Origin of the sequence: Cyanobium sp. Morenito 9A2 (assembly GCF_024345575.1) — a bacterium.
Classification (GTDB): domain Bacteria; phylum Cyanobacteriota; class Cyanobacteriia; order PCC-6307; family Cyanobiaceae; genus ATX-6F1.
The window spans coordinates 35,929-59,413 of sequence record NZ_JAGQBJ010000008.1 but is presented as its reverse complement, the minus strand read 5'-3'; the positions used below and the strand labels follow the sequence as shown (position 1 = coordinate 59,413).

The 23,485-nt window shown below is 65.1% G+C and carries 19 protein-coding genes; 11 read left to right on the top strand and 8 right to left on the bottom strand.

What is annotated here, in order from left to right; all coding sequences use genetic code 11:
- Positions 1 to 60 precede the first annotated feature (60 nt).
- Together KBY88_RS10715 and KBY88_RS10710 are read left to right on the top strand one after the other, a co-directional pair.
- Positions 61 to 1,623, top strand: coding sequence for a SpoIID/LytB domain-containing protein (locus KBY88_RS10715; RefSeq protein ID WP_254939928.1), 1,563 nt, complete (start codon positions 61 to 63; stop codon positions 1,621 to 1,623).
- Positions 1,624 to 1,661: 38 nt separating this feature from the next.
- Positions 1,662 to 3,017 (top strand): glycosyltransferase family 2 protein, encoded by a 1,356-nt coding sequence (locus KBY88_RS10710; protein ID WP_254939927.1) that lies wholly within the window; start codon positions 1,662 to 1,664, stop codon positions 3,015 to 3,017.
- A 22-nt stretch (positions 3,018 to 3,039) separates the two neighbouring features.
- Here the strand turns inward: KBY88_RS10710 and KBY88_RS10705 are convergent, their stop codons facing one another.
- Positions 3,040 to 3,456 (bottom strand): tellurite resistance TerB family protein, encoded by a 417-nt coding sequence (locus tag KBY88_RS10705; protein WP_254939926.1) that lies wholly within the window; start codon positions 3,454 to 3,456, stop codon positions 3,040 to 3,042.
- A gap of 223 nt (positions 3,457 to 3,679) precedes the next feature.
- On the opposite strand from KBY88_RS10705, the gene KBY88_RS10700 reads away from it, so the two are divergent.
- The 3 genes from KBY88_RS10700 to KBY88_RS10690 all read left to right on the top strand — a co-directional run bounded on the left by KBY88_RS10700 (position 3,680) and on the right by KBY88_RS10690 (position 7,523).
- Positions 3,680 to 4,441: a MinD/ParA family ATP-binding protein gene (locus tag KBY88_RS10700; protein ID WP_254939925.1), complete on the top strand. Its 762-nt coding sequence runs from the start codon at positions 3,680 to 3,682 to the stop codon at positions 4,439 to 4,441.
- 3 nt (positions 4,442 to 4,444) lie between these two features.
- The gene (gene glsA, locus KBY88_RS10695; RefSeq protein WP_254939924.1) at positions 4,445 to 5,476 is read left to right on the top strand and encodes a glutaminase A; all 1,032 of its coding nucleotides are present in this window, start codon (positions 4,445 to 4,447) and stop codon (positions 5,474 to 5,476) included.
- A 271-nt stretch (positions 5,477 to 5,747) separates the two neighbouring features.
- A complete protein-coding gene (locus tag KBY88_RS10690) occupies positions 5,748 to 7,523 on the top strand; it encodes a PAS domain S-box protein (protein ID WP_254939923.1) in 1,776 nt (591 codons plus the stop codon).
- 7 nt (positions 7,524 to 7,530) lie between these two features.
- Here KBY88_RS10690 and KBY88_RS10685 read toward each other — a convergent pair whose 3' ends face one another.
- The 5 genes from KBY88_RS10685 to tig all read right to left on the bottom strand — a co-directional run bounded on the left by KBY88_RS10685 (position 7,531) and on the right by tig (position 13,820).
- Entirely contained in the window at positions 7,531 to 9,429 is a 1,899-nt protein-coding gene (locus tag KBY88_RS10685; protein ID WP_254939922.1) for a DNA polymerase III subunit gamma/tau, read from the bottom strand.
- A 33-nt stretch (positions 9,430 to 9,462) separates the two neighbouring features.
- Complete coding sequence (locus tag KBY88_RS10680) at positions 9,463 to 10,128, bottom strand: lecithin retinol acyltransferase family protein (protein WP_254939921.1); 666 nt, start codon at positions 10,126 to 10,128, stop codon at positions 9,463 to 9,465.
- 88 nt (positions 10,129 to 10,216) lie between these two features.
- On the bottom strand, positions 10,217 to 11,569 hold the full coding sequence (gene clpX, locus KBY88_RS10675; protein ID WP_254939920.1) for an ATP-dependent protease ATP-binding subunit ClpX: 1,353 nt from the start codon (positions 11,567 to 11,569) through the stop codon (positions 10,217 to 10,219).
- 90 nt (positions 11,570 to 11,659) lie between these two features.
- Positions 11,660 to 12,316 carry an ATP-dependent Clp endopeptidase proteolytic subunit ClpP gene (gene clpP / locus KBY88_RS10670; RefSeq protein WP_315858122.1) on the bottom strand — a complete coding sequence of 219 codons (657 nt, stop codon included), beginning with the start codon at positions 12,314 to 12,316 and terminating at the stop codon, positions 11,660 to 11,662.
- Positions 12,317 to 12,392: 76 nt separating this feature from the next.
- Complete coding sequence (gene tig / locus KBY88_RS10665) at positions 12,393 to 13,820, bottom strand: trigger factor (protein WP_254939919.1); 1,428 nt, start codon at positions 13,818 to 13,820, stop codon at positions 12,393 to 12,395.
- 287 nt (positions 13,821 to 14,107) lie between these two features.
- Here tig and KBY88_RS10660 point away from each other — a divergent pair, with 287 nt between their 5' ends.
- The 3 genes from KBY88_RS10660 (at position 14,108) to KBY88_RS10650 (ending at position 18,214) form a co-directional block, all read left to right on the top strand.
- Positions 14,108 to 15,175, top strand: coding sequence for an aspartate-semialdehyde dehydrogenase (locus KBY88_RS10660; protein WP_396103005.1), 1,068 nt, complete (start codon positions 14,108 to 14,110; stop codon positions 15,173 to 15,175).
- Positions 15,172 to 16,077, top strand: a complete 906-nt coding sequence (gene dapA, locus KBY88_RS10655) for a 4-hydroxy-tetrahydrodipicolinate synthase (protein WP_254939917.1) — start codon at positions 15,172 to 15,174, stop codon at positions 16,075 to 16,077. The genes KBY88_RS10660 and dapA overlap by 4 nt, the downstream gene beginning before the upstream one ends.
- 97 nt (positions 16,078 to 16,174) lie before the next feature.
- Positions 16,175 to 18,214 carry a ribonuclease J gene (locus KBY88_RS10650; protein ID WP_254939916.1) on the top strand — a complete coding sequence of 680 codons (2,040 nt, stop codon included), beginning with the start codon at positions 16,175 to 16,177 and terminating at the stop codon, positions 18,212 to 18,214.
- Positions 18,215 to 18,292: 78 nt separating this feature from the next.
- Here KBY88_RS10650 and KBY88_RS10645 read toward each other — a convergent pair whose 3' ends face one another.
- Together KBY88_RS10645 and tilS are read right to left on the bottom strand one after the other, a co-directional pair.
- Complete coding sequence (locus KBY88_RS10645) at positions 18,293 to 18,979, bottom strand: tetratricopeptide repeat protein (RefSeq protein ID WP_254939915.1); 687 nt, start codon at positions 18,977 to 18,979, stop codon at positions 18,293 to 18,295.
- On the bottom strand, positions 18,979 to 20,103 hold the full coding sequence (gene tilS / locus KBY88_RS10640) for a tRNA lysidine(34) synthetase TilS (protein ID WP_254939914.1): 1,125 nt from the start codon (positions 20,101 to 20,103) through the stop codon (positions 18,979 to 18,981). Before tilS ends, KBY88_RS10645 begins: the two co-directional genes overlap by 1 nt.
- Positions 20,104 to 20,118: 15 nt before the next feature.
- Between tilS and KBY88_RS10635 the strand changes: the two genes are divergently transcribed.
- The 3 genes from KBY88_RS10635 to uvrB all read left to right on the top strand — a co-directional run bounded on the left by KBY88_RS10635 (position 20,119) and on the right by uvrB (position 23,481).
- A complete protein-coding gene (locus tag KBY88_RS10635; RefSeq protein WP_254939913.1) occupies positions 20,119 to 20,886 on the top strand; it encodes a DUF561 domain-containing protein in 768 nt (255 codons plus the stop codon).
- 70 nt (positions 20,887 to 20,956) lie between these two features.
- The gene (locus tag KBY88_RS10630) at positions 20,957 to 21,385 is read left to right on the top strand and encodes a phage holin family protein (RefSeq protein ID WP_254939912.1); all 429 of its coding nucleotides are present in this window, start codon (positions 20,957 to 20,959) and stop codon (positions 21,383 to 21,385) included.
- Between the two features lie 89 nt (positions 21,386 to 21,474).
- Entirely contained in the window at positions 21,475 to 23,481 is a 2,007-nt protein-coding gene (uvrB, locus tag KBY88_RS10625) for an excinuclease ABC subunit UvrB (protein ID WP_254939911.1), read from the top strand.
- Positions 23,482 to 23,485 lie beyond the last annotated feature (4 nt).

Sequence of the window (23,485 nt, the reverse complement as noted above, 5' to 3'; positions counted from 1 at the left end):
CAAACAAGCAAAGTACGACGCGGACCTGCCTTCCGCCAACTCCCTGGCGCCTGTTCGTCGATGTCTTCGCCGTTGCTGCGCACCCTGCTTCGCCCGACCCACTGGGCCGCGCTCCTTGCTGGAGTGGCCCTGGGCGGGTCTTTGCTGCTGACCCAGGCCTGCCGTGCCGCCTCCCAGGTGCACTGGCCGGTGCCCCCGCCGCCGCCCCTGGATCGCTCTGAGCCTGTGCTCTGGGTGGCCCTGGCTGCCCATCTGGGCCCTCGCCCAGGCGTCGATCCCACAACCGCCCCGGCGCTGAAGCTTGAGAGTCAGGCCGGCCCGCTGATGCTCAGCGATGCCAGAGGCCGCCAGTGGAGGGGCTCCAGCCTGAACCTGCTCTGGCGGCGGGTGCCGCTCAAGGAGCCCCTCAGCCTCCAACGCACGATCCTGGGCCCCTTCCCCAGCTTCGAGCGCGCCGAACAGGTGGCCCAGGCCTGGCGGCAGCAGGGGGTCAGCGCTGTGATCGCCCATCCCGGCGACTGGGAGGTCTGGGGTGGCCCAGAGTCACCGGCGCCCAGCCTTGGGGGCGCCCGCCTGGCGGCCCGCCAGCAGCGTTCCGTCGTCCGGGATCGGCTGGTGCTGGGCCTGCGAGAGCCCGGTGGCTTCAAGGTCCTGGAGGGCCCGCTGCAGCTGAGTGCCCCTTCCGGGCTGCGCTGGGGCGGTGGCCTCTTCAAGGGGCCGTTCCGGCTGCAGAGCGATGCCTACGGCAGTTGGAGCCTGATCGAGCAGGTGCCCCTGGAGCGCTACCTCCAGGGGGTGTTGCCCCATGAGATCGGCGCCGGGGCCCCCGCCGCTGCCCTGGAGGCCCAGGCGGTGCTGGCTCGCACGTGGGCTGTGCGCAACCGTCATCGTTTCCAGGTGGATGGTTACCACCTCTGCGCCGACACCCAGTGCCAGGTCTATGCCGATCCGCGCCAGGCGGGGGGGGGCGTGCGCCGGGCGATCGACGCCACCCGCTCCCAGGTGTTGCTCTGGCAGGGGAGGCCCATTCATGCGGTTTACCACGCCAGCAATGGCGGGATGGCGGCGGGGTTCGAGGAGGCCTGGGGGGGAGAGCCCTTGCCCTATCTGAAGTCCCGCCCCGACGGCCCGGCTGCGTTTGAGCGCAGCTTTGCCGTGCCCCTCAATGAACCCGCCCGCCTGCGCCGGCTGTTGATGGAGGGGAGCAGCGCCCATGGCTCCGCTCATCCTCGCTTTCGGTGGCAGCGCTCTCTCGATCGCGCCGGGATCACGGCAGCCCTCGGCCCCCGGGCCAACGCCGTTGGGGAACCCCAGCAGCTCAACGTGCTGGAGCGGGGGGCCAGCGGCCGGGTGCTCGCCCTCGAGGTGCGGGGCAAGGCGGGCGGGCTGGTGCTGCGCTTCGATGCGATCCGGCGCACGTTCCGCCAGTTGCCCAGCACACTCTTCGTGGTGACACCGGAGGGGCCAGGCCGATGGAGCCTGGTGGGGGGTGGTTTTGGCCACGGCGCTGGGCTCTCCCAGGCCGGGGCTCTCGATCTGGCCCAGCGGGGCTGGCTGGCCGCCCGGATCCTGAAGCGCTACTACCCGGGCACCACTCTCCAGAGCCTGCCTTTGGAGCCATGAGCCTGGGCCTCTAAACTTCCTCAACTTTTGGGTCCGCCATGGCCGCGAACGGCAGCACGGGGACCGATCGCCGACGGCTGAAGGCCTCGCTGTTCCTGTTGGCCTGCGGAGCGGCCGGCATCGCTCCCCATGGTCTCGAGGGCTGGCGCAGCCTTGTGCCGGCCCTCAGTTTGACCCTGCTGCTCGGGCTCCACAGCCTGCGCACCCTGGTGCTCGCCGCTCTGCGTCGTCGCGCTGAGACCGATGGCGCCCCGGCAACGACCAACCCCGACGTCGAGGTGGCCGTGCCTTTGGTGGATGTGGTGGTGGCGGCCAGGGATGAGGAGGCGGTCATCGGCCGCCTGGTGGAGCGTATCGCTCAGCTTCGTTATCCCGCCGGCCAGTTGCTGCTGTGGATTGTTGATGACGGCAGCAGTGATCGCACTCCCGAACTGCTCGACGGGCTCAGGCTCCAGCACCCCTTCCTGCGCCTGGTGCGTCGCAGCCGTGAGGCGGGAGGCGGTAAATCCGGCGCCCTCAACACCGTTCTTTCACAGTTGGAGGGCCGCTGGATGTTGGTGCTCGATGCCGATGCCCAGCTTCAGAGCGATGTTCTCGAGCGGCTGATCCCCTTCGCTGAGCAGGGAGGTTGGTCAGCGGTCCAGTTGCGCAAGGCGGTGGTCAACGCCGAGGTCAACCTGCTCACCCAGGCCCAGGCGATGGAGATGGCCCTTGATGCGGTGATTCAGCAGGGCCGCCTCGACGGCGGAGGCATCGCCGAGCTGCGGGGCAACGGCCAACTCTTGTTACGGGCTGAGATTCAGGCATGCGGGGGATTCAATGAGGCCACCGTCACCGACGATCTTGACCTCAGTTTCAGGCTCTTGCTCGCGGGACGCTCCATCGGCGTGCTCTGGGATCCGCCGGTGCAGGAGGAGGCTGTGCTCAGCTTTGGGGCGCTTTGGCGCCAGCGCCAGCGCTGGGCCGAGGGGGGCCTGCAGCGTTTCTTTGATTACTGGCCGGGGCTGCTTTCCGAGCGCGTCAGCCTGCCTCGGAAGCTCGATCTCAGTAGTTTCTTCCTGTTGCAGTACGGGCTGCCTGTGGTGGCGGTGGCCGATTTGGCCACCTCGGTCCTGACCCGCACCTGGCCGGTGATCTGGCCCCTGTCCCTGGTGGCCCTGGGGCTTTCTGGGGTGGCGATGCTTCAAGGCTGCCGGCGACCCAGCGAAGGACCAGCCCTGCCGGAGGCCAACCCGATCACCCTCGCCCTCGGGATTGGATACCTGATCCATTGGTTCGTGGTCATTCCCTGGGTCAGCGTGCGCATGGCCCTGCTGCCCAAACGGCTGATCTGGGCCAAGACCCTTCACCTGGGTTCCTTGCCCGAAAGCGATCTGAGCACCCAGGCCTCCTGATTGCACCGGTCACCGGCCCGCCTCAGCTGAGCCCAGCCTCCAGGAGGCCTGCATGCAGGATGTCCATCACCTGCAGAATCTGTTCGCTCTCGTCGGCGGATAGTTCAAGTACGAGCGAGAGGTGATCGAGGATCCGGCGCTCTTCTTCCAGCAAGGGACCATCCGAGCGCATGATTTCTGCCGTCATGGCGAAGGCTGTCAAGCGTTGGCGCCCATCCAGGGCGCCGCAGGCCTCAAGCAACAGCGCTTCAGCGCCTTTGTGCTTGAGGCTCTCCAGCAGCTCGTTCAACAAAGCGAGCATCTGCTGGTCGCTGTGCTCGTTGTAAGGGGGGCGGTAGTCCAGGGCGTGGCGCAGGGCCCGGGCACCGGCGCGACTCATCACCCCATCCCAGGCGACGGCGGCCAGGGCGACCGCTGCAAAGGCACGGGAAGGATCCATGGATGCGCTGGAGGGTCGGCCTGCATCCAGTCATCGCAGGCGGAGCACCTGGGCGGGTGTCATGGTTGCGACAATCCCGACGACTGGCGGCCCGCGAATCGACGGGGGCCGCCCACGGGAAAACGGGCGGGGTCCACCATGGGCAGGGAAGACGAACTCGGTAGCCCCTGTTACCGCAGCTGCAAGTGTCTTAGCTTATGTGTTGAACGATTCAAGGTCAAAAATGCCGAAGGTTGTCTCCGTACATTCCTATCGAGGGGGCACCGGTAAATCTAATTTTACGGCAAATCTTTCCACCACCATTGCGGCTCAAGGCTTTCGAGTTGGTGTGATTGACACGGATGTGCCTTCACCGGGTATTCACAATTTGTTTTGCCTCGAACAAGAGGAGGTCGATAAAACCCTCAATGATTATCTGTGGGGCGAAGCCTCTATCGATGAAGCCGCCTATGACGTCAGTGCCAAGGTGGGGGTCGAACTCCCTGGCCAGATTTTTTTGGTGCCCTCCAGTGTGAAGCCCGATGACATTGCGCGCATCCTTCAGGTGGGCTACGACGTGGGCAAGATGAACGATGGTTTCAGGAGTCTCGTTCGCCAGCTCAAGCTGGATTTCCTTTTCATCGATACGCATCCGGGCCTTTCCAAGGAAACGTTCCTGTCGATTGCTATTTCCCATGTGCTGCTGTTGATATTGCGCCCGGATAAGCAGGATTACCAGGGCACGGCGGTCACCATCGATGTGGCCCGACAGCTCAAGGTTCGGCGGATGCTCCTTGCTATTAACAAAGCTCATAGTGAACTTAATTTGGATGCATTGCAAGCGAAAGTGAGCGAAACCTACAAGGAATCAGTGGCTGGAATTTTTCCGCTTTCAGAAGACTTTGCTCGCTTGGCCAGCGAAGGAGTGTTCTGCGTGAAGTACCCAGCTCACCCGTTGACAAAGGAGTTTCAGCGGGTGGCAAAAGCGATCATGGAGGGTGATTGATCGATGGCTGATTTAGGGAGTTTTGGATCGCTGGCGAGCACGATCAATGCCGTGGCTTCTCCCTTCAGGGGCTACCTTAATGATCTCTACAACAAGCATCGCGTTCTCAAAAAGGGAAAGGTTGCTGATTACATTCCTGAGTTGGCGCTTGCAAGCCCGGAGTCTTTTGGAATTTGCGTTGTCAGCACCGATGGCCAGGCCTTTGAAGTGGGCGACTGCGAGCAAACCTTCACTATTCAATCCATTTCAAAAGCCTTTGTGTTTGGGCTTGCCTTAGAAGATCACGGCCGAAAGTATGTGAATAGCAAGGTGGGTATGGAGCCCACTGGAGAAGCTTTTAACTCAATCATCCTGGATGAGGCTACTAATCGGCCCTATAATCCCATGGTCAATTCAGGTGCGATTGCCACCACGGATTTGATCAAGGGGCGTAACGGCACGGAGCGCCTCAAGCGCATTCTTGAGATGTTTGAGCGCTACACAGGAAGGGCTCACGACATTAATGTTCCCGTGTTTCTTTCTGAAAAGCAGACGGGTCATCGAAACAGGGCAATGGCTTTTCTGATGTTGAACTTTGGCATGGTTGGCGAAAAAATAGATGAAACACTGGATCTGTATTTTCAGCAATGCTCGATGTTGGTCAATGCCAAGGATCTGGCCATGATGTCAGCCACGTTGGCCAATGGTGGTGTGAATCCAGTCACGGGTGTACGAGCGATCGATGAACGTTATGTACAGGATGTGATCAGTCTGATGCTCACCTGCGGCATGTACGACGCCTCGGGCGAATGGGCTTACCGGGTGGGCATTCCCGCCAAGAGTGGCGTCGCTGGGGGGATCACAGCCGTTGCCTCCGGAAAGCTTGGTATTGGAATTTTTTCGCCTCCCCTCGATGCCAAGGGCAATAGCACTCGGGGGATTAAAGTCTGCGAGGAACTCTCGCGTGATTTTGGTCTGCATATGTTCAACACGGCCACTCCCAAACACGACCTCACCAGTTGGATGAATGGCGACGATCATTCCCTGGGCTGGTAGATCCCCCCAGAACCCCGCAGACTCTGGCCCGCTACTTTTTCCTGCCTGATGTCCCCTTGACCCGCCCGTACTCATTCGGACGGATGTTGAGGTCTTCACCTTTCTTTAGCCTTCCTTCCTGGTCTTCAGGCGGCAAAGAGGATGACAAAGCGATCTCCTCTAGACTGCTACTTACACCACCATGATCCTTCGTAACCATCGACAGACCCGGAGACGATGGCGTCAGTCATGGAGCGTGCGGTCCATTCGCCTGAACCTCCGCACCTACTTGGTGGTTCCCTTCGTGCTCCAGACGGTGGCCACCGTGGGGCTGGTGGCTTTTTTATCGTTTCGACATAGCCAGCGGGCGGTCAATGAGTTGGCAGCGCAACTCCAGGACGCGATCGCGAAACAGGTTTCGGTACGGGTCAGCAATTTTCTCAATACGCCCCACCGCGTCAACGCGTTAAATGCGAATGCTGCCAGTCTGGGGTTGATCAGTTTTGACAACATCCAGGCCGCACGCCCCTTTCTCTGGAAGCAGGTGAATTCATTCACTGATATTGGCTACTCGGGTCTGGTGGATCGTGAGGGTCGTTTCCTTCGTATTGGTTGGGCTACCAACCGCTTCGCCTCTGCAGAGGAACCTCAGTTGGCGATTCAACTCAAGCCAGGTGAGGGAGATCTCGTTTACTACGGGCTGGAGCGCTCTGGTAATCCTGCGGGGGTGGAGAAAGTCCGTTCTAATTTTTCTGCCATTAATTCCCCCTTGTTCAAGGCCGCAGTGGCTGCCCGCCGTCCAACGTGGGGGCCGGTAACGGTCAACTTCGGCTACGACAATCTGCAACTAAATGCTGTAGCGCCATACTTCGGACCTGGGGGCAAGCTTTTGGGGGTGTTTAATACCCAGATCAGTCTCGATCAGATCAGTGAATTTCTCCGCTCATTGAAGGTCAGTCGAAACAGCAAGGTTTATATCTTTGAACGGAGTGGTGAATTGATTGCCTCTTCCACGGCTAATCAGCCCTTGATCACTGGCAAAGGTGATCAGCTTCAGAGGGTCTTCGCGAGTGAATCCAAGGATCCGATGCTCAAGGGCGCCATGAATGTGCTGGCGACAAACTTAGGAGAATACAGTCATCTTGATATGAGTCATCAGTACGAGTTCTCGCTCGATGGCAAGAGGGAAATGATGCGTGTTTCACCACTTGAAGATGGCAAGGGATTGCGCTGGCTGCTGTTGGTGGTGACTCCTGAAGCTGATTTTATGGGCCAGATCGAAGCCAATTCCAGGACCACCGTCTTGTTGTGTATCGGATCGCTCGTGTTTGCGGTTTTTCTAGGTGTGGCCTCATCTCAGTGGGTCACCAATCCCATCGAGAAGATATCATTAGCGGCCAGGAGACTGGCTGGAGGTGACCTCAATCAGACTGTCGATTCCAGTCAGATCATTGAAATCAATCAGCTGGCGCGTTCCTTCAACGACATGACGCAGCAGCTGCAGACGTCGTTTGCGGCGCTTGAGCAATCAAACCTCGATCTCACCCTTGCGGAGGAGAACTTTCGTAGCATCTTCGAGAATGCCCAGGATGGTATTTTCCTGTCCAGTACCGAGGGTCAACTGCTGCGGGCCAACCCGGCTTTGGCTTCGATCTACGGCTATCACTCGGCTGAGGCCATGCTGGAGTCTGTCCAGGATGTCAATGCCCAATTCTTCCAGCAGCCACAGGTGGTCGCCAACCTTCAGCAATTGCTTGAACGCGATGGCACGGTGACCGATTTCGTGTATCAGACCAACCGCACGGATGGGAGCAGCATCTGGCTTGAGCTCGATGCTCGGTTGGTGAAGGATGCGGCTGGGAGGATCCTCTACCTTGAAGGCATTGCCCGCGATGTGACGGATCGAACGTTGCGAGAGGAAGCGCTTGAGCGCCAGTTGCGGGAGCTCAAGATCGAGATCGATCAGGGCAAGAAGGAGAAGGACGTGGAGCGGCTCACCAGTAGCACCTATTTTCGCGAAGCGAAACAGCAGATTGATGAACTCGATCTTGAAAGCTTCTGGTCCTGAGCTTCCATCAGGCCGCTTCCCCATCCTCCAGGGGGCCATCCAGTTCCACCACTTCGCCGTTGAAGAATTCTGCCAAGCGGCGGGCGTTTTCATCCAGTTGATCACGCCTGGTGGCTCCTCCCAGGCCACTTGCCCCTGGCATGGCACCGGAGCCTGAGCTGGTGGGGGCCGCCGTGGGAGCTGGATCGGTGGGGGGGGGGCGAAGGGTGTCGGCAGCGGCAGGGGTTGCCCCAGCGGGGGCGTCGGCACGGGGGCGCGGTGGGCCCGTTGGGCCGGCCTGAGCTGGGGACGGAGGAGAGGCGGGTGCAGGGGCGGCTGCCATGGTCGCCGGATTGGACCCCTCGAGCACCACCTGGCGGGGGCTCCCCAGGGTGGTGGCCACGGCTTTTTCCAGCAGCGGCAGGCGGCTTTGCACCATCGCCATCCAGGTGGACGCCACCTGCACCACGGCCCGTTGGCCATCGAGCCGCACCAACTCGGCCTGCTGGGAGAGCAACATGCGCGTGGAGGGCAGCTCCAAAGCGCTCAGCACCTGTTGCCAAAGCTCACCGAGGGGGATCTCTCCGTGGGCCGGTGGCCTGGGGCCGGCCCCGGCGACGGGAGAGGCCGATGCAGCGGTGATGACTGGCGCTGGGGCATCGGCGGAGGCCGCCGCTGGGGCCTGAGCCTCCGCTGCCACCAAGGTCGGGGCTGGGCGCTCGCCGGTGTGCGCCGGCGTTGGGGCCTTGATCGGTGTTTGGGTCAGGTGAGCGGGGTTCCGCCCAGGTGGCTCCGCCCTGGCTGGGGCCGATCGGCTCGCCTTCACCGGTTCCGCCAGGAGGCCCAGCAGCAGCACCTCAAGCCATAGGCGGGGTTGCACGCTGTGGCGCAGTTGCTGCTCGCTGCCCTTGAGTTGGCTTTGCCAATGCAGCAGTTGCTCTGGAGGGATCGCGCACGCCAGCTCGACCAGGCGCGGCCTGAACGGCGGTGAAAAGCTGCTCAGTTCCTGGCGCTCGGGGGCTACCCGTGCCAGCACCAGATCCCGGAGCAAACCCGTCAGGCCCTGGAGCACGGCGCCGGGCTCCCGGCCCCGCTCCAGCAGCCGCCGGCTGGCTTCGATCACCCCCAAGGGGTCCCCCGCCACCATCGACTCCGCCAGCTCCAGCAGTTCCTGCTCGGGCACGGCCCCCAGCAGATCCCATACGGCTCCAGCTTCGATCGGAGCCGGCAGCAGGCTCAGTTGATCCAGCAGGCTTTCAGCATCGCGCAGACCCCCCTGGGCCCGTTGGGCCACCACGTGCAGGGCCTCGGGGGTGATGCCAATCGCTTCGGCCCCTGCGATGAAGCGCAGGTGGCCCTCCAGGTCCTCCAGGGGAATGCGGCGAAAATCGAAGCGCTGACAGCGCGAGAGGATCGTGGGCAGCACCCTTTGGGGGTCAGTGGTGGCGAGCACGAACACCACCCGCGGGGGAGGCTCCTCCAGGGTTTTCAGCAGGGCGTTGAAGGCGGCGGTGGAGAGCATGTGGCACTCATCCACCACGTAGACCTTCCAGCGGGCCTGTACAGGAGCGAAGCGGGAGCGCTCGATCAGTTCGCGGATGTTGTCGACGCCGGTGTTGGAGGCGGCGTCGATTTCGATCACATCGAGGGCGCTGCCGGCGGCAATGCCGATGCAGAGCGCACAGCGCCCGCAGGGCTCCGCCGTGGGCCCCTCGCTGGCCTGGCAGTTGAGTGAGCGGGCCAGGATGCGGGCGCTGGAGGTCTTGCCGGTGCCGCGGGGTCCGCTGAACAGGTAGGCCGGCGCGATCCGGTTCTGCTGCAGCGCCTGGGTCAGGGTGGCCGCGATCGCCTCCTGCCCCACCAGCTGGTCGAAGCGCTGGGGCCTGTACTTGTGGTGCAGGGGTTGGTAGGGGCTGGCCTGGGTCATGGGTCTGTCCCGGGGGTGGCCATGGGTTTGAGATTACTCAGGCGTGCTGGGCTCCAGCAGGCGAGTGAGCTTGCCCTCCAGCTCCTCCACGTTGCTGAGTTGGTCGGCCAGGCTGCGGGCCGCCTCCAGGAGCCGTTCGTTGCCCGCTGATGGACCCCCTGCCCACCAGTCCTCCGCCTGGGCGAGTTCCTGCTCCAACCGCGCCTGAAGCTTCAAGCGCAGGGCTTCGAGCTGCTCAAGACTTCGAAGCGCCAGTTCCTTCCCGCGTTCCAGCTGCTCGCCATCGAGGCTGAGCCCCTGGCGCAGCAGCAGGCGCACCCCGGCGATCAGAGCAGCGGGCATGAACTGACCGATGGCCAGGGCGCCGAGGCTGCCGGTGTGGAGCCAGTTTTCGACCTGGGCACTGCGGTGCCGGCCGGTTTTGCACCAGATCGCGAAGTGCTCGCAATTGTTGAAAAGAAGGTTGTAGCGCTGTTCTCCGAGCCGTCCCATCGCCCGCCGCAGGGTCAGCCCCGCGGGCGAGGCCTCGGCATAGGACACCACGGTCAGGGGTTGGCCGCGACTGAAGTCCTCGGTGGGGCTGCGCAGGATCTGGCGCCCCTCCAGGTAATGGGCCACGGTGCCGTCCCCCAGGTCGATGCCGTGGTGGTTGAACAGACCGTGCTGACGGGGGGCCTGCAGGTGGTCGGCGGCGGCCAAGGCGTCTTCGGGGCGTGAGTCAACTCACCCTCGCTCCGACGGCGGCTGAACCCAGGCCCGCCGGGGTGGGGATTGCCGGTCCTGGGGGTCAGGCCGAGGCCTGGGCGTCGCGGTCGCCCGGGGCGAGGGGGAGCACCTTGGCCTTGGTGCGTTGCTCCACCAGGTCCCGGGTGATCGTGAAGCTTTTGATGTCCTGGTTGGAGGGCAGGTCGTACATCAGATCAAGCATCAGTTCCTCGACGATGCCGCGCAGGGCGCGGGCGCCGGTGCGTCGCCGGTGGGCCTCCTTGGCGATGGCCTCCACAGCCTCCGGTTCGAAGGCGAGCTCCACATTGTCCATGCTGAGCAAGGTCTGGAATTGCTTGATCAGGGCATCCCGTGGTTCGGTGAGGATCGCCTTGAGGGCACGGGTGTCGAGGGGTTCGAGCACGGCGGCCACCGGCAGGCGGCCGATGAATTCCGGAATCAGGCCGTAGCGCACCAGGTCATCGGGCTCCAGGTGGCGCAGGGCGTGGGCCGCCAGGTGCTCGCGGCTGCTGCGGGAGCGGCCGCGGCCATCGGAGGGTAGAAAGCCGATCGCATTCCGACCCAGGCGCTTCTGCACCACATCTTCGAGGCCGACGAAAGCACCGCCGCAGATGAACAGGATCTGGCTGGTGTCGATCTGGATGCAGTCCTGGTAGGGGTGCTTGCGGCCCCCCTGGGGCGGCACGTTGGCGACCGTGCCCTCCAGCAGTTTGAGCAGGGCCTGCTGAACCCCCTCCCCTGACACATCACGGGTGATCGAAGGGTTTTCGCTCTTGCGGGCGATCTTGTCGATCTCGTCGATGTAGATGATGCCCCGCTGGGCCTGCTCCACGTCCAGATCGGCCTTCTGCAGCAGCCGCAGCAAGATGTTTTCCACGTCTTCACCGACGTAGCCGGCTTCGGTGAGGGTGGTGGCATCCGCCACTGCGAAGGGCACGTCGAGCAGTTCGGCCAGAGTCTGCGCGAGGAGGGTCTTGCCGCATCCGGTGGGGCCGATCAGCAGGATGTTCGACTTGTGCAGGCGGGTGGCGCTGCGGTCGGCCTCCCCCTGGCCATCCCCCTGCCAGGCCAGGCGCTTGTAGTGGTTGTAGACCGCCACCGACAGCACCTTCTTGGCTTCCTCCTGACCCACCACCTGCTGGTCGAGGAACGCACGGATCTCCTGGGGCTTGGGGATGGTGGCGAGGGTGGGGGCCGGCTTGCCGCTCTTTTTGGCCGGGGCCTTGCGCGAACCTTCCAAGGGGGAGCGGGAGGAGCTGCCGTGGGTCTCCACCAGCTCTTCGTCGAGGATCTCGTTGCAGAGATCAATGCACTCGTCACAGATGTAGACCCCAGGGCCGGCAATCAGCTTGCGCACCTGTTCCTGGGATTTGCCACAGAACGAGCACTTGAGGTGGGCGTCGAACTTGGCCATCGCGCGGGGCGTTGCGTTCAGAGGGGAGGGGAGAGGCCCTTGGAGTCAGGATCGTGCGCCGATGGCGAAGCGTCCCGGTTCATGAAGGATTCAGACGGAATGGGCCTCCGCCATCACGCGATCAATGAGGCCGTATTCAACCGCTTCCGGCGGCGAAAGAAAGTAGTCCCGGTCCGTGTCTTCGGTGATCTTGTCGATCGGTTGACCGGTGTGCTCGGCCATCAGGCCGTTGAGGGTCTCCTTGAGGAAGAGGATTTCCTTGGCCTGGATCTCGATGTCGACGGCCTGGCCCTGGGCTCCGCCCAGGGGCTGGTGAATCATGATTCGTGCGTTCGGCAGGGCCAGACGCTTGCCCTTGGCGCCCCCTGATAGCAGGAACGCCCCCATGCTGGCGGCCAGGCCGTAACAGATGGTCACCACGTCCGGTGCCACCTGCTGCATGGTGTCGTAGATCGCCAGCCCGGAGGTCACCGAGCCCCCGGGGGAGTTGATATAGATCTGGATGTCCTTCTCTGGATCCTCAGCCTCCAAGTAGAGGAGTTGGGCCACCAAGGAGTCGGCGACCCCGTCGTTGATCTCGGTGCCCAGGAAGATGATCCGCTCCCGCAACAGCCGGGAATAGATGTCAAAGGAGCGATCACCTCGCCCGGATTGCTCGACCACCGTGGGCAGGATCCCCGGGGCGGCCACCGGCCGAGACCCTGACCAGCGGTTTTGGATCGGGTGGGATTGAAAAGCCTGGATCACGCGGGCGCCGACGGCGGGAAGGGGAGTGGACGCAATCTATTGCGCTGCTTTGGGATGGGTGAGCCGGACAGCCGACTCAGCCGTCGGCCTCCCCGGCCTTGTCGCCTTTGTCGGAGGCGCCCTTGGCATTGGTCCTGGCCTTGGCGGACTTGTCACCAGCCCCGCTGGCCGCACCGTCGCCCTCGCTGGCGGCGGCTGTCTCGGTGATCGTGCTGTGGCCCTCCAGCCATTCCAGCAACTTGTCCCGCAGCAGGTCTTCGCTGACCGCTTCCCTGAGCCGGACGGGGTCGATGGTGGCGCTGTCGCTCAAGCTGCGGCTCAATTCCTTCATTTTGGCGTCGATCTCCCCGGCTTCCAGGACGATCGATTCGGCGGTGGCCAGGGCCTTGAGCGCCAGGCTGCGGCGCAGGCGCTCTTCGGCCTCGGGCCGGGAGGTTTCCTGCAGGCTGCGCACCAGTTCGGGGGTGAACAGCTTTTTGATGTCCATTCCTTGCTGGGTGATCTGGTTGGCGGTCTGCTCCAGCAGGGAGCGGATTTCCCGCTGGATCAGGGTCTCCGGCAGCTCCACCTCCAGCTCGGCCACCAGAGCTCTGAGCAGAGCGTCATGGCGGTTGCTCCTGGCGCGGCGCTCGGCGTCTTCCCTCAGCCGGGTTTCCAGGTCCTCGCGCAGCTCGGCCAGGCTGCCCTTGTCACTGGCCTGCTGGGCGAAGGCGTCGTCGAGGGCGGGCAGCTCGCGCCCCTTGAGTTCGGTGAGCGTGATCACGAAGGAGGCCCCGCGGCCGCGGGCCTCCTCCTGGGCGTACTCCTCGGGGAAGGTGCAGGTGACCGTGCGGGTCTCGCCGACGGCCTGGCCGAGGATTCCCTCGACGAAGCCGGGGATCATGCGGCCCGCTTCGAGTTCGACCTCCAGGGCCTCACCGCTGCCGCCGCTGATCGGCTCGCCGCTGTCGGTGAAGCTGCCGGCGAAGCTGACCACCGCCACGTCACCGTCAGCGGCGGCACGGCCCTCCACCGGCACCAGGGTGGCCAGTTGCTTGCGGGACTGCTCGATCAGTTCATCCACCCGGGCCGGGTCGTAGGCCACGGCTTCGGCCTCGGCCGCCAGTCCCTTGGTGGCGCGCAGGCTCGGGGTGGGCTCCACATCGAGTTCGAGGGTGAGCGTGAGCTCCTCGCCGGGGTTGAAGCGCTCCAGCAGGGTGTCGAAGCCCTCGCTCAGCTCCGGAGCGCCCAGGGCCTCGATCTTTTCCTGGGCCAGGGCATCGCGCCAGACGCTGTCCACCAGGTCTTCGAGGGCGGTGGCGCGCACGCGCAGGGGGCCGATCTGTTGCAACAGCACCTGGCGGGGCACTTTGCCCTTGCGGAAGCCCGGCAAACGCACCGTGCGGCTGAGCTTGTCCACCGCCGCGTCGTAGCTGGCCTGGCTGCGGCCGGCGGGGATGGCCACCTCCAGCGCCACCCGGCTGGCGGGCCTGGGGCTGGTTTTGACCTTCAAGGCGGTGCTCATGGATGGACCGGTTCGGCGGTGCAGCCCCTGATCCTAGAAAGTGGCCTTCTCGCCAAGGGGCGCTCGGCCGCGTATTGTTCACGCCAACACCCCTGAAGCGCCTGCTGAGTCGGCATCTCCCTCAGCGCCCTTCACTGGCCCCCAGCTTTCCCCAACCTCCCGTTCCCCCGCCACCCCCGATCCGAACCAAGCTCGCCCCACTCCCGTTGTTTCCCTAGCCCTGATCGCTGGTGCCTCGGGAGTTCCCCTGTTGATGTCGTTGATTCGTCCCGTTGTCCGCTTCCGTTCTGTCCCGATCCCTGCCTGATCGCCCGCTGAGGGTGGCCATCCTCGGCGCCACCGGTGCCGTGGGCCACGAGTTACTTGCCCTCTTGAGCGAGCGCCACTTCCCCGTGGCGGAACTGATCCTGCTGGCCTCTCCCCGCTCCGCTGGCCAAACGCTTGCGTGGAACGGCCAGACCCTCACCGTGCAGCCGGTCACGGCGGCGGCCTTCGAGGGCGTGGATCTGGTGCTGGCCTCCGCCGGCGGCTCGGTGTCGAAGCAGTGGGCTTCGGTGGCGGTGGCGGCCGGCGCTCTGGTGATCGACAACTCCAGCGCCTTCCGCCTCGATCCAGCCGTGCCCCTGGTGGTACCGGAAGTGAACCCCGAGGCCGCCTATGCCCACAGCGGCGTCATCGCCAATCCCAACTGCACCACGATCCTGCTCACCCTGGCCCTGGCTCCCCTGGCGGCGCGCCGGCCGATCGAGCGGGTGGTGGTCAGCACCTACCAGTCCGCCAGCGGTGCCGGGGCCCGGGCCATGGAAGAACTGCGCCAGCTCAGCCTCACGGTGCTGGAGGGGGGTGACCCGGTGAGCGAGGTGTTGCCCCACTCGCTCGCCTTCAACCTCTTCCTGCACAACTCCCCCCTGCAGGCCAACGGCTACTGCGAGGAGGAGCTCAAGATGCTCAACGAGACCCGCAAGATCATGGGTCTGCCCGACCTGCGTCTGTCGGCCACCTGCGTGCGGGTGCCCGTGCTGCGGGCCCACTCCGAGGCGATCAACATCCAGTTCCGTGAGCCTTTCCCCGTGGAGGAGGCCCGTGCCCTTCTGGCCGTGGCTCCTGGGGTCGAGTTGATCGAAAACTTCGAAACCAACCGCTTCCCGATGCCCACTGACGTCACCGGCCGTGATCCGGTGGCCGTGGGTCGCATCCGCCAGGACCTCAGCGACCCCCATGCCCTTGAGTTGTGGCTCTGCGGCGATCAGATCCGCAAGGGGGCGGCCCTGAACGCCATTCAGATCGCCGAACTGCTGTGTACCCCCGCAGCCACCACGGTCACGGAAGCCGTGGCCCCAGGGGGTGTCGCTTGAGTGCGTTGGCGGCCACTCCCGTGCCCTTCGGCCGCGTGCTCACGGCCCTGGTGACACCCTTCGCTGCCGATGGCTCGGTGGATCTTGAGCTGGCGGCTCGTCTGGCCCAGCACCTCACCGCCAACGGATCCGATGGCTTGGTGGTTGGCGGTACGACGGGCGAATCACCCACCCTCAGCTGGGAGGAGCAGCATCAGTTGTACAAGGCGGTGAAGGGGGCGGTCCCGGACGGCGCCAAGGTGCTGGCGGGCACCGGCAGCAACTGCACCGCCGAGGCTGTGGTGGCGGTCGCCCAGGCGGCCGAGCTGGGGGCGGATGGGGCCCTGGTGGTGGTGCCCTATTACAACAAGCCCCCCCAGGAGGGTCTGGTGGCCCATTTCCGGGCGATCGCCGAAGCGGCCCCCCAGCTGCCGCTGATGCTTTACAACATCCCCGGCCGCACAGGCTGCAGCCTGGCCCCCGACACCACCGCCCGGCTCCTGGATCTGCCCAACGTGGTCAGCTTCAAAGCCGCCAGTGGGAGCACCGAGGAGGTGAGCCTGCTGCGCCAGCACTGCGGCAGCCGTCTGGCGATCTACAGCGGCGACGACGCCCTCACCCTGCCCATGCTCGCGGTGGGTGCGGTGGGCGTGGTGAGCGTGGCCAGCCATCTGGTGGGCCCAAAGATCCAGCGGCTGGTGAGCGCCTTCGTGGCGGGCGACCACGGCACCGCCCTGGCTTTGCACGATGAACTCCTGCCACTGATCCGGGCCCTGTTCAGCACCACCAATCCGATCCCGGTGAAGGCGGCGCTTGAGCTGATGGGCTGGCCTGTGGGTGCCCCCCGTCTTCCGCTTGTTTCCGCCGACAGCGACGTTCGCGCGCGATTGACCACCGCCCTGGCTGCCCTGCGTCCTACCTGACGCCAAGGCTTCGCCTCACGCGCTCATCGCTTCCGTTCCCGTTTCAGCCACAGAGTTCTCCTCACTTTTCACCCGGACTCCTCCGGATTTTCCCCCCATGACAGTCAGCAGCAACGGCAAGACCCAAGGCTCCCCCAAGCAACCCGGCCTGCGGGTCATCCCCCTCGGCGGCCTCCATGAAATCGGCAAGAACACCTGCGTGTTCGAGTATGGCGATGACCTGATGCTGGTGGATGCCGGTCTGGCCTTCCCCAGCGATGGCATGCACGGCGTCAATGTGGTGCTTCCCGACACCAGCTACCTGCGCGAGAACCAGAAGCGCATCCGGGGCATGATCGTGACCCATGGCCACGAAGATCACATCGGTGGCATCCCCCATCACCTCAAGAATTTCAACATCCCTGTCATCTACGGCCCGCGGCTGGCGATGTCGATGCTGCAGGGGAAGATGGAAGAAGCGGCCGTCACCGATCGCACCATCATCCAGACCGTGAGCCCACGGGATGTGGTGCAGGTGGGCCAGCATTTCAAGGTGGAGTTCATCCGCAACACTCACTCGATTGCCGACAGCTTTTCCCTGGCGATCACCACCCCAGCGGGTGTGGTGATTTTCACCGGGGACTTCAAGTTTGACCACACCCCGGTGGATGGCGAATACTTCGACATCCAGCGGATGGCCCACTACGGCGAGCAGGGTGTGCTCTGCCTGTTCAGCGATTCCACCAACGCCGAAATCCCCGGGTTCACCCCCCCCGAGCGGGCGGTGTTCCCCAACCTTGAGCGTCACATCAACGCCGCTGAAGGCCGGGTGATCGTCACCACCTTCGCCAGTTCCGTCCACCGGGTTTCGATGATCCTGGAACTGGCGCTCAAGCATGGCCGCAAGGTGGGTCTCTTGGGCCGTTCGATGCTCAACGTGATCGCGAAGGCGCGCGAATTGGGTTACATCCGCTGCCCGGATGAGCTGTTCGTGCCTATCAAGCAGATCCGTGATCTGCCCGATCGCGAAACCCTGCTGCTCATGACCGGCAGCCAGGGCGAACCCCTGGCGGCCCTGAGCCGCATCTCCCGCGGTGAGCACCCCCAGGTGCAGGTGAAAAGCACCGACACGATCATCTTCTCGGCCAGCCCGATCCCCGGCAACACCATCTCGGTTGTCAACACCATTGACCGACTGATGATGATGGGGGCGAAGGTGGTCTACGGCAAGGGCGAAGGCATTCACGTGTCCGGCCACGGTTGCCAGGAGGATCACAAGTTGATGCTGGCGCTCTGCCGGCCGAAATTCTTTGTGCCCGTGCATGGTGAGCACCGCATGCTCGTGGCCCACTCCAAGACGGCCCAGTCCATGGGCGTACCCGCCGACAACATCTTGATCATCGACAACGGCGACGTGGTCGAGCTCAGCCCCGATTCGATTCGCAAGGGCGATCCGGTCAAGGCGGGCATCGAGCTCCTCGACGCCTCCCGCAACGGCATCGTCGATGCGCGGGTGCTCAAGGAGCGCCAGCAATTGGCGGAAGATGGCGTGATCACCCTGCTGGCGGTGATCAGCACCGATGGTGTGATGGCGGCTCCGCCCCGGGTCAACCTGCGCGGGGTGGTCACCACCGCCGATGCCCGCAAGCTCTCGCTCTGGGCTGAGCGCGAGATCACCTGGGTGCTGGAGAACCGCTGGAACCAGCTGGCCCGTAACACCGGCGGCAAAGCCCCCGAGGTGGATTGGGTGGGCGTGCAAAGGGAGATTGAGGTGGGCCTCCAGCGCCGCCTGCGCCGGGAGCTCCAGGTGGAGCCGCTGATCATTGCCCTGGTGCAGCCCGCCCCAGGCGGGACCCCCGCCTACAAAGGTCGCACCGATGCCGAACCCGACAGCCGTCCGGCGCCCCGGGGTGGCCGCTCCGCTGGCCGCGACCGCGATGGTTCCGCCCCCCGTCCCCAGCCTGTCCATGGAGCGCCCGTGCGCCAATTGGTGACCGCCGCGCCGGCCTCGGCAGCAGCGCTGGTGTCCTCGCCCACGGCCGCGCCGGTGGCCCCACCCATCAGTGCACCGATGGTTGTGGCCGCCCCGGCCAGGGAACCGGAGCAGGAGATGCCTGCCAACCGCACCCGCCGCCGCCGTTCCACCGCCGCCGGTTGAGCGGCTCGGCAACCGCCGCTTGGCTCTCTGCCGGCGGCGGGGTGGTGGTCTTGCTCCCACGGAGGGAGGACCGGATGGTCAGTGCAGGATCACCCGCAGCCGCCCTTTTGCCAACTGGGCGAGTTCGTCGGCGCTGAACGACGAGGGGGTTGTGGGCGGGGTCACGCTGGGGCTCGGGGCTGGCTCCTCGACCACCACGTGCGCTTCGACGATGCCGTCATCGCCGAGGGGCGGTTCCGGTTCGGGCTTCGTCAGGGTCAGCTGCGGCACTTCTCGGGGGGATGGCAGCTCCTGAACCTTGAATGGGTCGGCAAAGTCTTGGAGCTCGGTCGGGGGCTCGGGGGCTGGCTCCCCTGTCAGCCACGGCATGGCCGGAGCCCCGGTCCCCTGGGCAACGGTGCCCAGGCCTTCGGTGGCGACGGTCTGGAACGGCGCTTCGCTGCTGGGCAGATCGCTCGCGGCTGGGGCGGGCTTGGCCTTCTCACTGGCGCAGGATTCGAGCCCCTGGCGGGCCAGGTCGCGGTAAGTGGTTTCCTGGCTGCTTTCCACCACCTGGTGGTAGTACGTGGCGGCGGCGTCGAAGCGCTTGAGCCCGTAGAGGTTGATGTGGCCGGTCAGCAGCTGCAGGCGCGAGTACTGCAGATCATCGGCGTCGTCGGGGCGGTTCTTCAGCAGCGCTTCCGCCTGGCTGAGCGCCCCTTGGAACTGCCCCTGGCTGTAGGCCCGCTCCACATCGATGTAGGACTCCTGGAAGGGTTTCGCCATCAGTCTTCGGATTGCTCGGGACGCGATGCGGGTCGCCGTTCGGCCGGGGGTGGCTGGAGGCGGAGCTCCATTCTGTCCCAGCTCAACCGCCAGCCCCGCGGCAGATCAAGGCTGCCGGGCCCGGCGCCCGCTTGCAAGCGTTGCCGCAGATCTTCCAGCTCCAGGGCCGCCAGGGCTTGGCCGCCCTGGAGCCGGAGCCAGGCGGCCAGCAGCTGGCGCTGGCTGGCGGCAGAAACGGCCATCAGGCCCTGGCGCTGCAGCCCAAGGGCCCCTGTCTTGGACTGGAGCGCCCCGAGGGCCAGGGGCAACAGCTCCTCGAGGGGATGTCCCTCCTCCTCCAGGCGCTCCGACAGGGCGGCCAGGCGTCGGCTGGCGCCGGGGTGCAGTTCCTCCAGTACTGGAAGCACCTGGTGACGCACACGGTTGCGGCTGAAGTCGAGACTTTCGTTGCTGGGATCCAGCCAGACCGGCAGGAGGCGGTTGGCACAGAAGGCGCCGGTTTCGGCCCGGCTCACCCCCAGCAGCGGCCGCACCAGCAGCAGGGGATCTGGGATGGCCGAGCCGGAATCCGTCGCCGGGAGATCAGGGGCTGCGCAGGGGACCAGGCCGGCGGCTGAGACCAGGGGGCGGCTGCGACGCAGGCTGGAGAGGCCCCTGATGTGGGCCCCACGGGCTAAATGCAGCAGCAGGGTTTCAGCTCGGTCGTCGGCCGTGTGGCCGGTGACGACCCGGCGGCAGCCCAGGGCGGCGGCCTGATGGGCCAGTCGCTCGTAGCGCCAGCGGCGTGCTTCGGCCTCGGAGCAGGCTCCGGTGACGGCCCGATCGATCCGCATCTCCAGCCCCGCTGCAACGGCCCAATGGTGCAGATCCTCTGCCTGGGCCGCTGAACCGCTGCGCCAGCCATGGTCCCCATGCCAGAGCAGCAACGTCCAGCCGTGCAGTCGCCGCAAGTCGAGCAACAGCTGGGTGAGGGCCATGGAGTCTTGGCCACCGGAGACCGCCAGCAGGAGCTGCTCCCCCGCCGGCAGCAGGGCGGGTCGCCGCCGCAACTCCCGGTGCAGCCGCTCGTGGAGGGGGCTCCAGGGCCGCGCTTCTGGGGGTTCGGATGGGAGAATCGCTGTCATCTGCCTGCGCTGCCGATGTCCCGCCTCACCAGCCTGCCCACCGCCCTGCAGCGCGCGCTGGAGACGCGACAGCTGCTGAAGGTGATCGCTGGCCTGACCAATTTTGACCCCGCTTCGGTGCGACGCATCGCCCGGGCCGCCGCCGCCGGTGGCGCCGACCTGCTGGACATCGCCTGTGACCCCGTGCTGGTGCACGTCGCAGCCGAAGCCTCCGGCCTGCCGGTTTGTGTCTCGGCGGTGGATCCTGAGCTGTTCCCGGCGGCCGTGGCCGCGGGCGCTGCCCTGGTGGAAATTGGCAACTTCGATGCTTTTTATCCCCAGGGGCGCGTGTTTGGGGCCGGGGAGGTGCTTGAGCTCACCCGCCGCACCCGCACCCTGCTGCCGGAGGTGGTGCTGTCGGTGACGGTGCCCCATGTGCTCAGCCTTGATCTCCAGGAGCAGCTGGCAATCGACTTGGAGGCGGCCGGCGCCGACCTGATCCAGACCGAAGGCGGCACCAGTGCCCGGCCCTTCAGCCCCGGGGCCTTGGGCCTGATCGAAAAGGCCGCCCCCACCCTGGCGGCCGCCCATGCCCTAAGCCGGGTGGTGGATCTGCCGGTGCTCTGCGCCTCGGGCCTCTCTGCGGTGACCCTGCCGCTGGCCATCGCCGCTGGCGCCGCCGGTGTGGGGGTGGGTTCGGCCGTCAACCGGCTGGGCGATGAGCTGGCCATGGTGGCCGTGGTGCGCGCCCTGCGGGAGTCCCTCAGCACCCAAGCCGCGGCGTCGGTCGCCGCCGCTTCGTGACAGCTTGAGGACTGTGGGCAGGTGATTCCAGCTAGCTCTCCCTAGTCTCAGTCCAGAAGCGTTCTGAACCATGGGTGCCTTCGTGTGGCTCTTGCAGTGGCCGATCCGGGCCGCTGTGTTGCTCTTGGTGGGTTGGTTGCCCCTGGGCGTTGAGCTGGAGAACTTCGGGACCGCCTTCCTTTCGGCGGTGGTGATCGGCCTGCTCGGCACTCTCCTGCTCTGGCCTCTGAAATTGCTGCTGGCCCTTCCCTGGGCCCTCACCAGCCTCGGGGGCTTGGTGACCCCGATCAACGCCCTTTACAACTGGGTGATCACGGTGGTGCTGTTTGGTCTGGCAGCCTGGCTGATCCCAGGTTTCCGGCTCAAGAACGGCCTGGTGAGTGCCATTCTTGGCGCCGTGGTCTACAGCGTGATCAGTGGCCTGATCCTGCAACGCCTGGGTCTGGAGGTGGGCTTCACCCGGGCAGCGGCCGTGGTGGCTGGTGGGCCCGTCGCCTGAGGACCGCTTCGCTGGGGAAAGGCTCGATCCCCGCCCGCGTTTCCTAGAGTTGGAGGCCGCCAACCAGGCAGTGCCTGGCCCCACCGGGCATGGCCCGTTTTCAGCTCCAGGCTCCTTACACCCCCAAAGGGGACCAGCCGGCCGCCATCGAGGCGATGGTGCGGGCGGTCGATGATGGCGAGCGCTACCAGACCCTGCTGGGGGCCACCGGCACCGGCAAGACCTTTTCAATCGCCAATGTGATCGCCCAGACAGGGCGGCCCACCCTGGTGCTGGCCCACAACAAGACCCTGGCGGCCCAGCTCTGCAACGAGCTGCGGGAGTTCTTCCCGAGTAACGCCGTCGAATACTTCATCTCCTACTACGACTATTACCAGCCCGAGGCCTACGTGGCGGTCTCGGACACCTACATCGCCAAGACCGCCTCGATCAACGAGGAGATCGACATGCTGCGCCACTCGGCGACCCGTTCGCTGTTCGAGCGCAAGGACGTGATCGTGGTGGCCTCGATCAGTTGCATCTACGGTCTGGGGATTCCCTCGGAGTACCTCAAGGCGGCGGTGAAATTCCAGGTGGGTGAAACGCTCAACCTGCGCACCTCCCTGCGGGAACTGGTCAACAATCAATACAGCCGCAATGACACCGAGGTGGCCCGCGGCCGTTTCCGGGTGCGGGGAGATGTGCTCGAGATCGGCCCGGCCTACGAAGACCGGCTGGTGCGCATCGAGCTGTTCGGCGACGAGGTGGAGGCGATCCGCTACGTGGATCCCACCACCGGCGAGATTCTGCAGAGCCTGGAGGCGGTGAACATCTACCCTGCCAAGCACTTCGTCACCCCCAAGGACCGGCTTGAGGGGGCAATCACAGCGATCCGGGCGGAGCTCCACCAGCGCCTGGATCAGCTCAACGGTGTGGGCAAGTTGCTGGAGGCCCAGCGGCTGGAGCAGCGCACCACCTACGACCTGGAGATGCTCAAGGAGGTGGGCTACTGCAATGGCGTCGAGAACTACGCCCGCCATCTGGCCGGCCGCGACGCGGGCACCCCGCCCGAGTGCCTGATCGATTACTTCCCCGACGACTGGCTGTTGGTGGTGGATGAGAGCCACGTCACCTGCTCCCAGCTGCGGGCCATGTACAACGGCGACCAATCGCGCAAGCAGGTGCTGATCGAGCACGGCTTTCGGCTTCCCAGCGCCGCCGACAACCGGCCGCTCAAGGATGAGGAGTTCTGGGCCAAGGCCCACCAGACGATCTTCGTCTCTGCCACCCCCGGGGCCCTGGAGCTGGAGCGCAGCGTCGGACAGGTGGTGGAGCAGGTGATCCGTCCCACCGGGGTGCTCGATCCCATCGTGGAAGTGCGCCCCACCGAGGGCCAGGTGGATGACCTGCTCGGGGAGATTCGGCTGCGGGCCGACAAGGGGGAGCGCTGCTTGATCACCACCCTCACCAAGCGCATGGCCGAGGACCTGACCGATTACCTGGCTGAGAACGGCGTGCGCGTTCGTTATCTGCACTCGGAGATCCACTCGATCGAGCGCATCGAGATCATCCAGGACCTGCGCAACGGTGTGTTCGATGCCCTGGTGGGGGTGAACCTGCTGCGGGAGGGCCTCGATCTGCCGGAGGTGTCTTTGGTGGCGATCCTCGATGCCGACAAGGAGGGCTTCCTGCGCGCTGAACGCTCCTTGATCCAGACCATCGGCCGGGCCGCTCGCCACGTGGAGGGCAAGGCCTTGCTCTATGCCGAGAACCTCACCGATTCGATGGCCAAGGCGATCTCCGAAACCGAGCGGCGGCGAGCCATCCAGCACGCCTACAACCTGAAGCATGGCATCACCCCAACGCCGGCAGGCAAGCGGGCCGGTAATTCGATTCTTTCCTCGCTGGAGCTCTCGCGCCGCCTCAGCGACGATCAGTTGGAGCAGGCCACCGAGGAGGCCCTCCATGAGACGGTGCCGCTGGAGGCCCTGCCGGAACTCATTACCCAGCTGGAGGACAAGATGAAGGCCGCGGCCAAGAACCTGGAGTACGAAGAGGCGGCGGGCCTGCGCGACCGCATCAAGCAGCTGCGTCAGAAGTTGGTGGGCAAGCGCTGATCGG

What these genes read in the sequence shown, in the direction of transcription:
- KBY88_RS10715 (WP_254939928.1), top strand. Translation starts at nt 61, where the DNA reads ATGTCTTCGCCGTTGCTGCGCACCCTGCTTCGCCCGACCCACTGGGCC.
- KBY88_RS10710 (WP_254939927.1), top strand. Translation starts at nt 1,662, where the DNA reads ATGGCCGCGAACGGCAGCACGGGGACCGATCGCCGACGGCTGAAGGCC.
- KBY88_RS10705 (WP_254939926.1), bottom strand. Translation starts at nt 3,456, where the DNA reads ATGGATCCTTCCCGTGCCTTTGCAGCGGTCGCCCTGGCCGCCGTCGCC.
- KBY88_RS10700 (WP_254939925.1), top strand. Translation starts at nt 3,680, where the DNA reads ATGCCGAAGGTTGTCTCCGTACATTCCTATCGAGGGGGCACCGGTAAA.
- glsA (WP_254939924.1), top strand. Translation starts at nt 4,445, where the DNA reads ATGGCTGATTTAGGGAGTTTTGGATCGCTGGCGAGCACGATCAATGCC.
- KBY88_RS10685 (WP_254939922.1), bottom strand. Translation starts at nt 9,429, where the DNA reads ATGACCCAGGCCAGCCCCTACCAACCCCTGCACCACAAGTACAGGCCC.
- clpX (WP_254939920.1), bottom strand. Translation starts at nt 11,569, where the DNA reads ATGGCCAAGTTCGACGCCCACCTCAAGTGCTCGTTCTGTGGCAAATCC.
- tig (WP_254939919.1), bottom strand. Translation starts at nt 13,820, where the DNA reads ATGAGCACCGCCTTGAAGGTCAAAACCAGCCCCAGGCCCGCCAGCCGG.
- KBY88_RS10650 (WP_254939916.1), top strand. Translation starts at nt 16,175, where the DNA reads ATGACAGTCAGCAGCAACGGCAAGACCCAAGGCTCCCCCAAGCAACCC.
- KBY88_RS10645 (WP_254939915.1), bottom strand. Translation starts at nt 18,979, where the DNA reads ATGGCGAAACCCTTCCAGGAGTCCTACATCGATGTGGAGCGGGCCTAC.
- tilS (WP_254939914.1), bottom strand. Translation starts at nt 20,103, where the DNA reads ATGACAGCGATTCTCCCATCCGAACCCCCAGAAGCGCGGCCCTGGAGC.
- KBY88_RS10635 (WP_254939913.1), top strand. Translation starts at nt 20,119, where the DNA reads ATGTCCCGCCTCACCAGCCTGCCCACCGCCCTGCAGCGCGCGCTGGAG.
- KBY88_RS10630 (WP_254939912.1), top strand. Translation starts at nt 20,957, where the DNA reads ATGGGTGCCTTCGTGTGGCTCTTGCAGTGGCCGATCCGGGCCGCTGTG.
- uvrB (WP_254939911.1), top strand. Translation starts at nt 21,475, where the DNA reads ATGGCCCGTTTTCAGCTCCAGGCTCCTTACACCCCCAAAGGGGACCAG.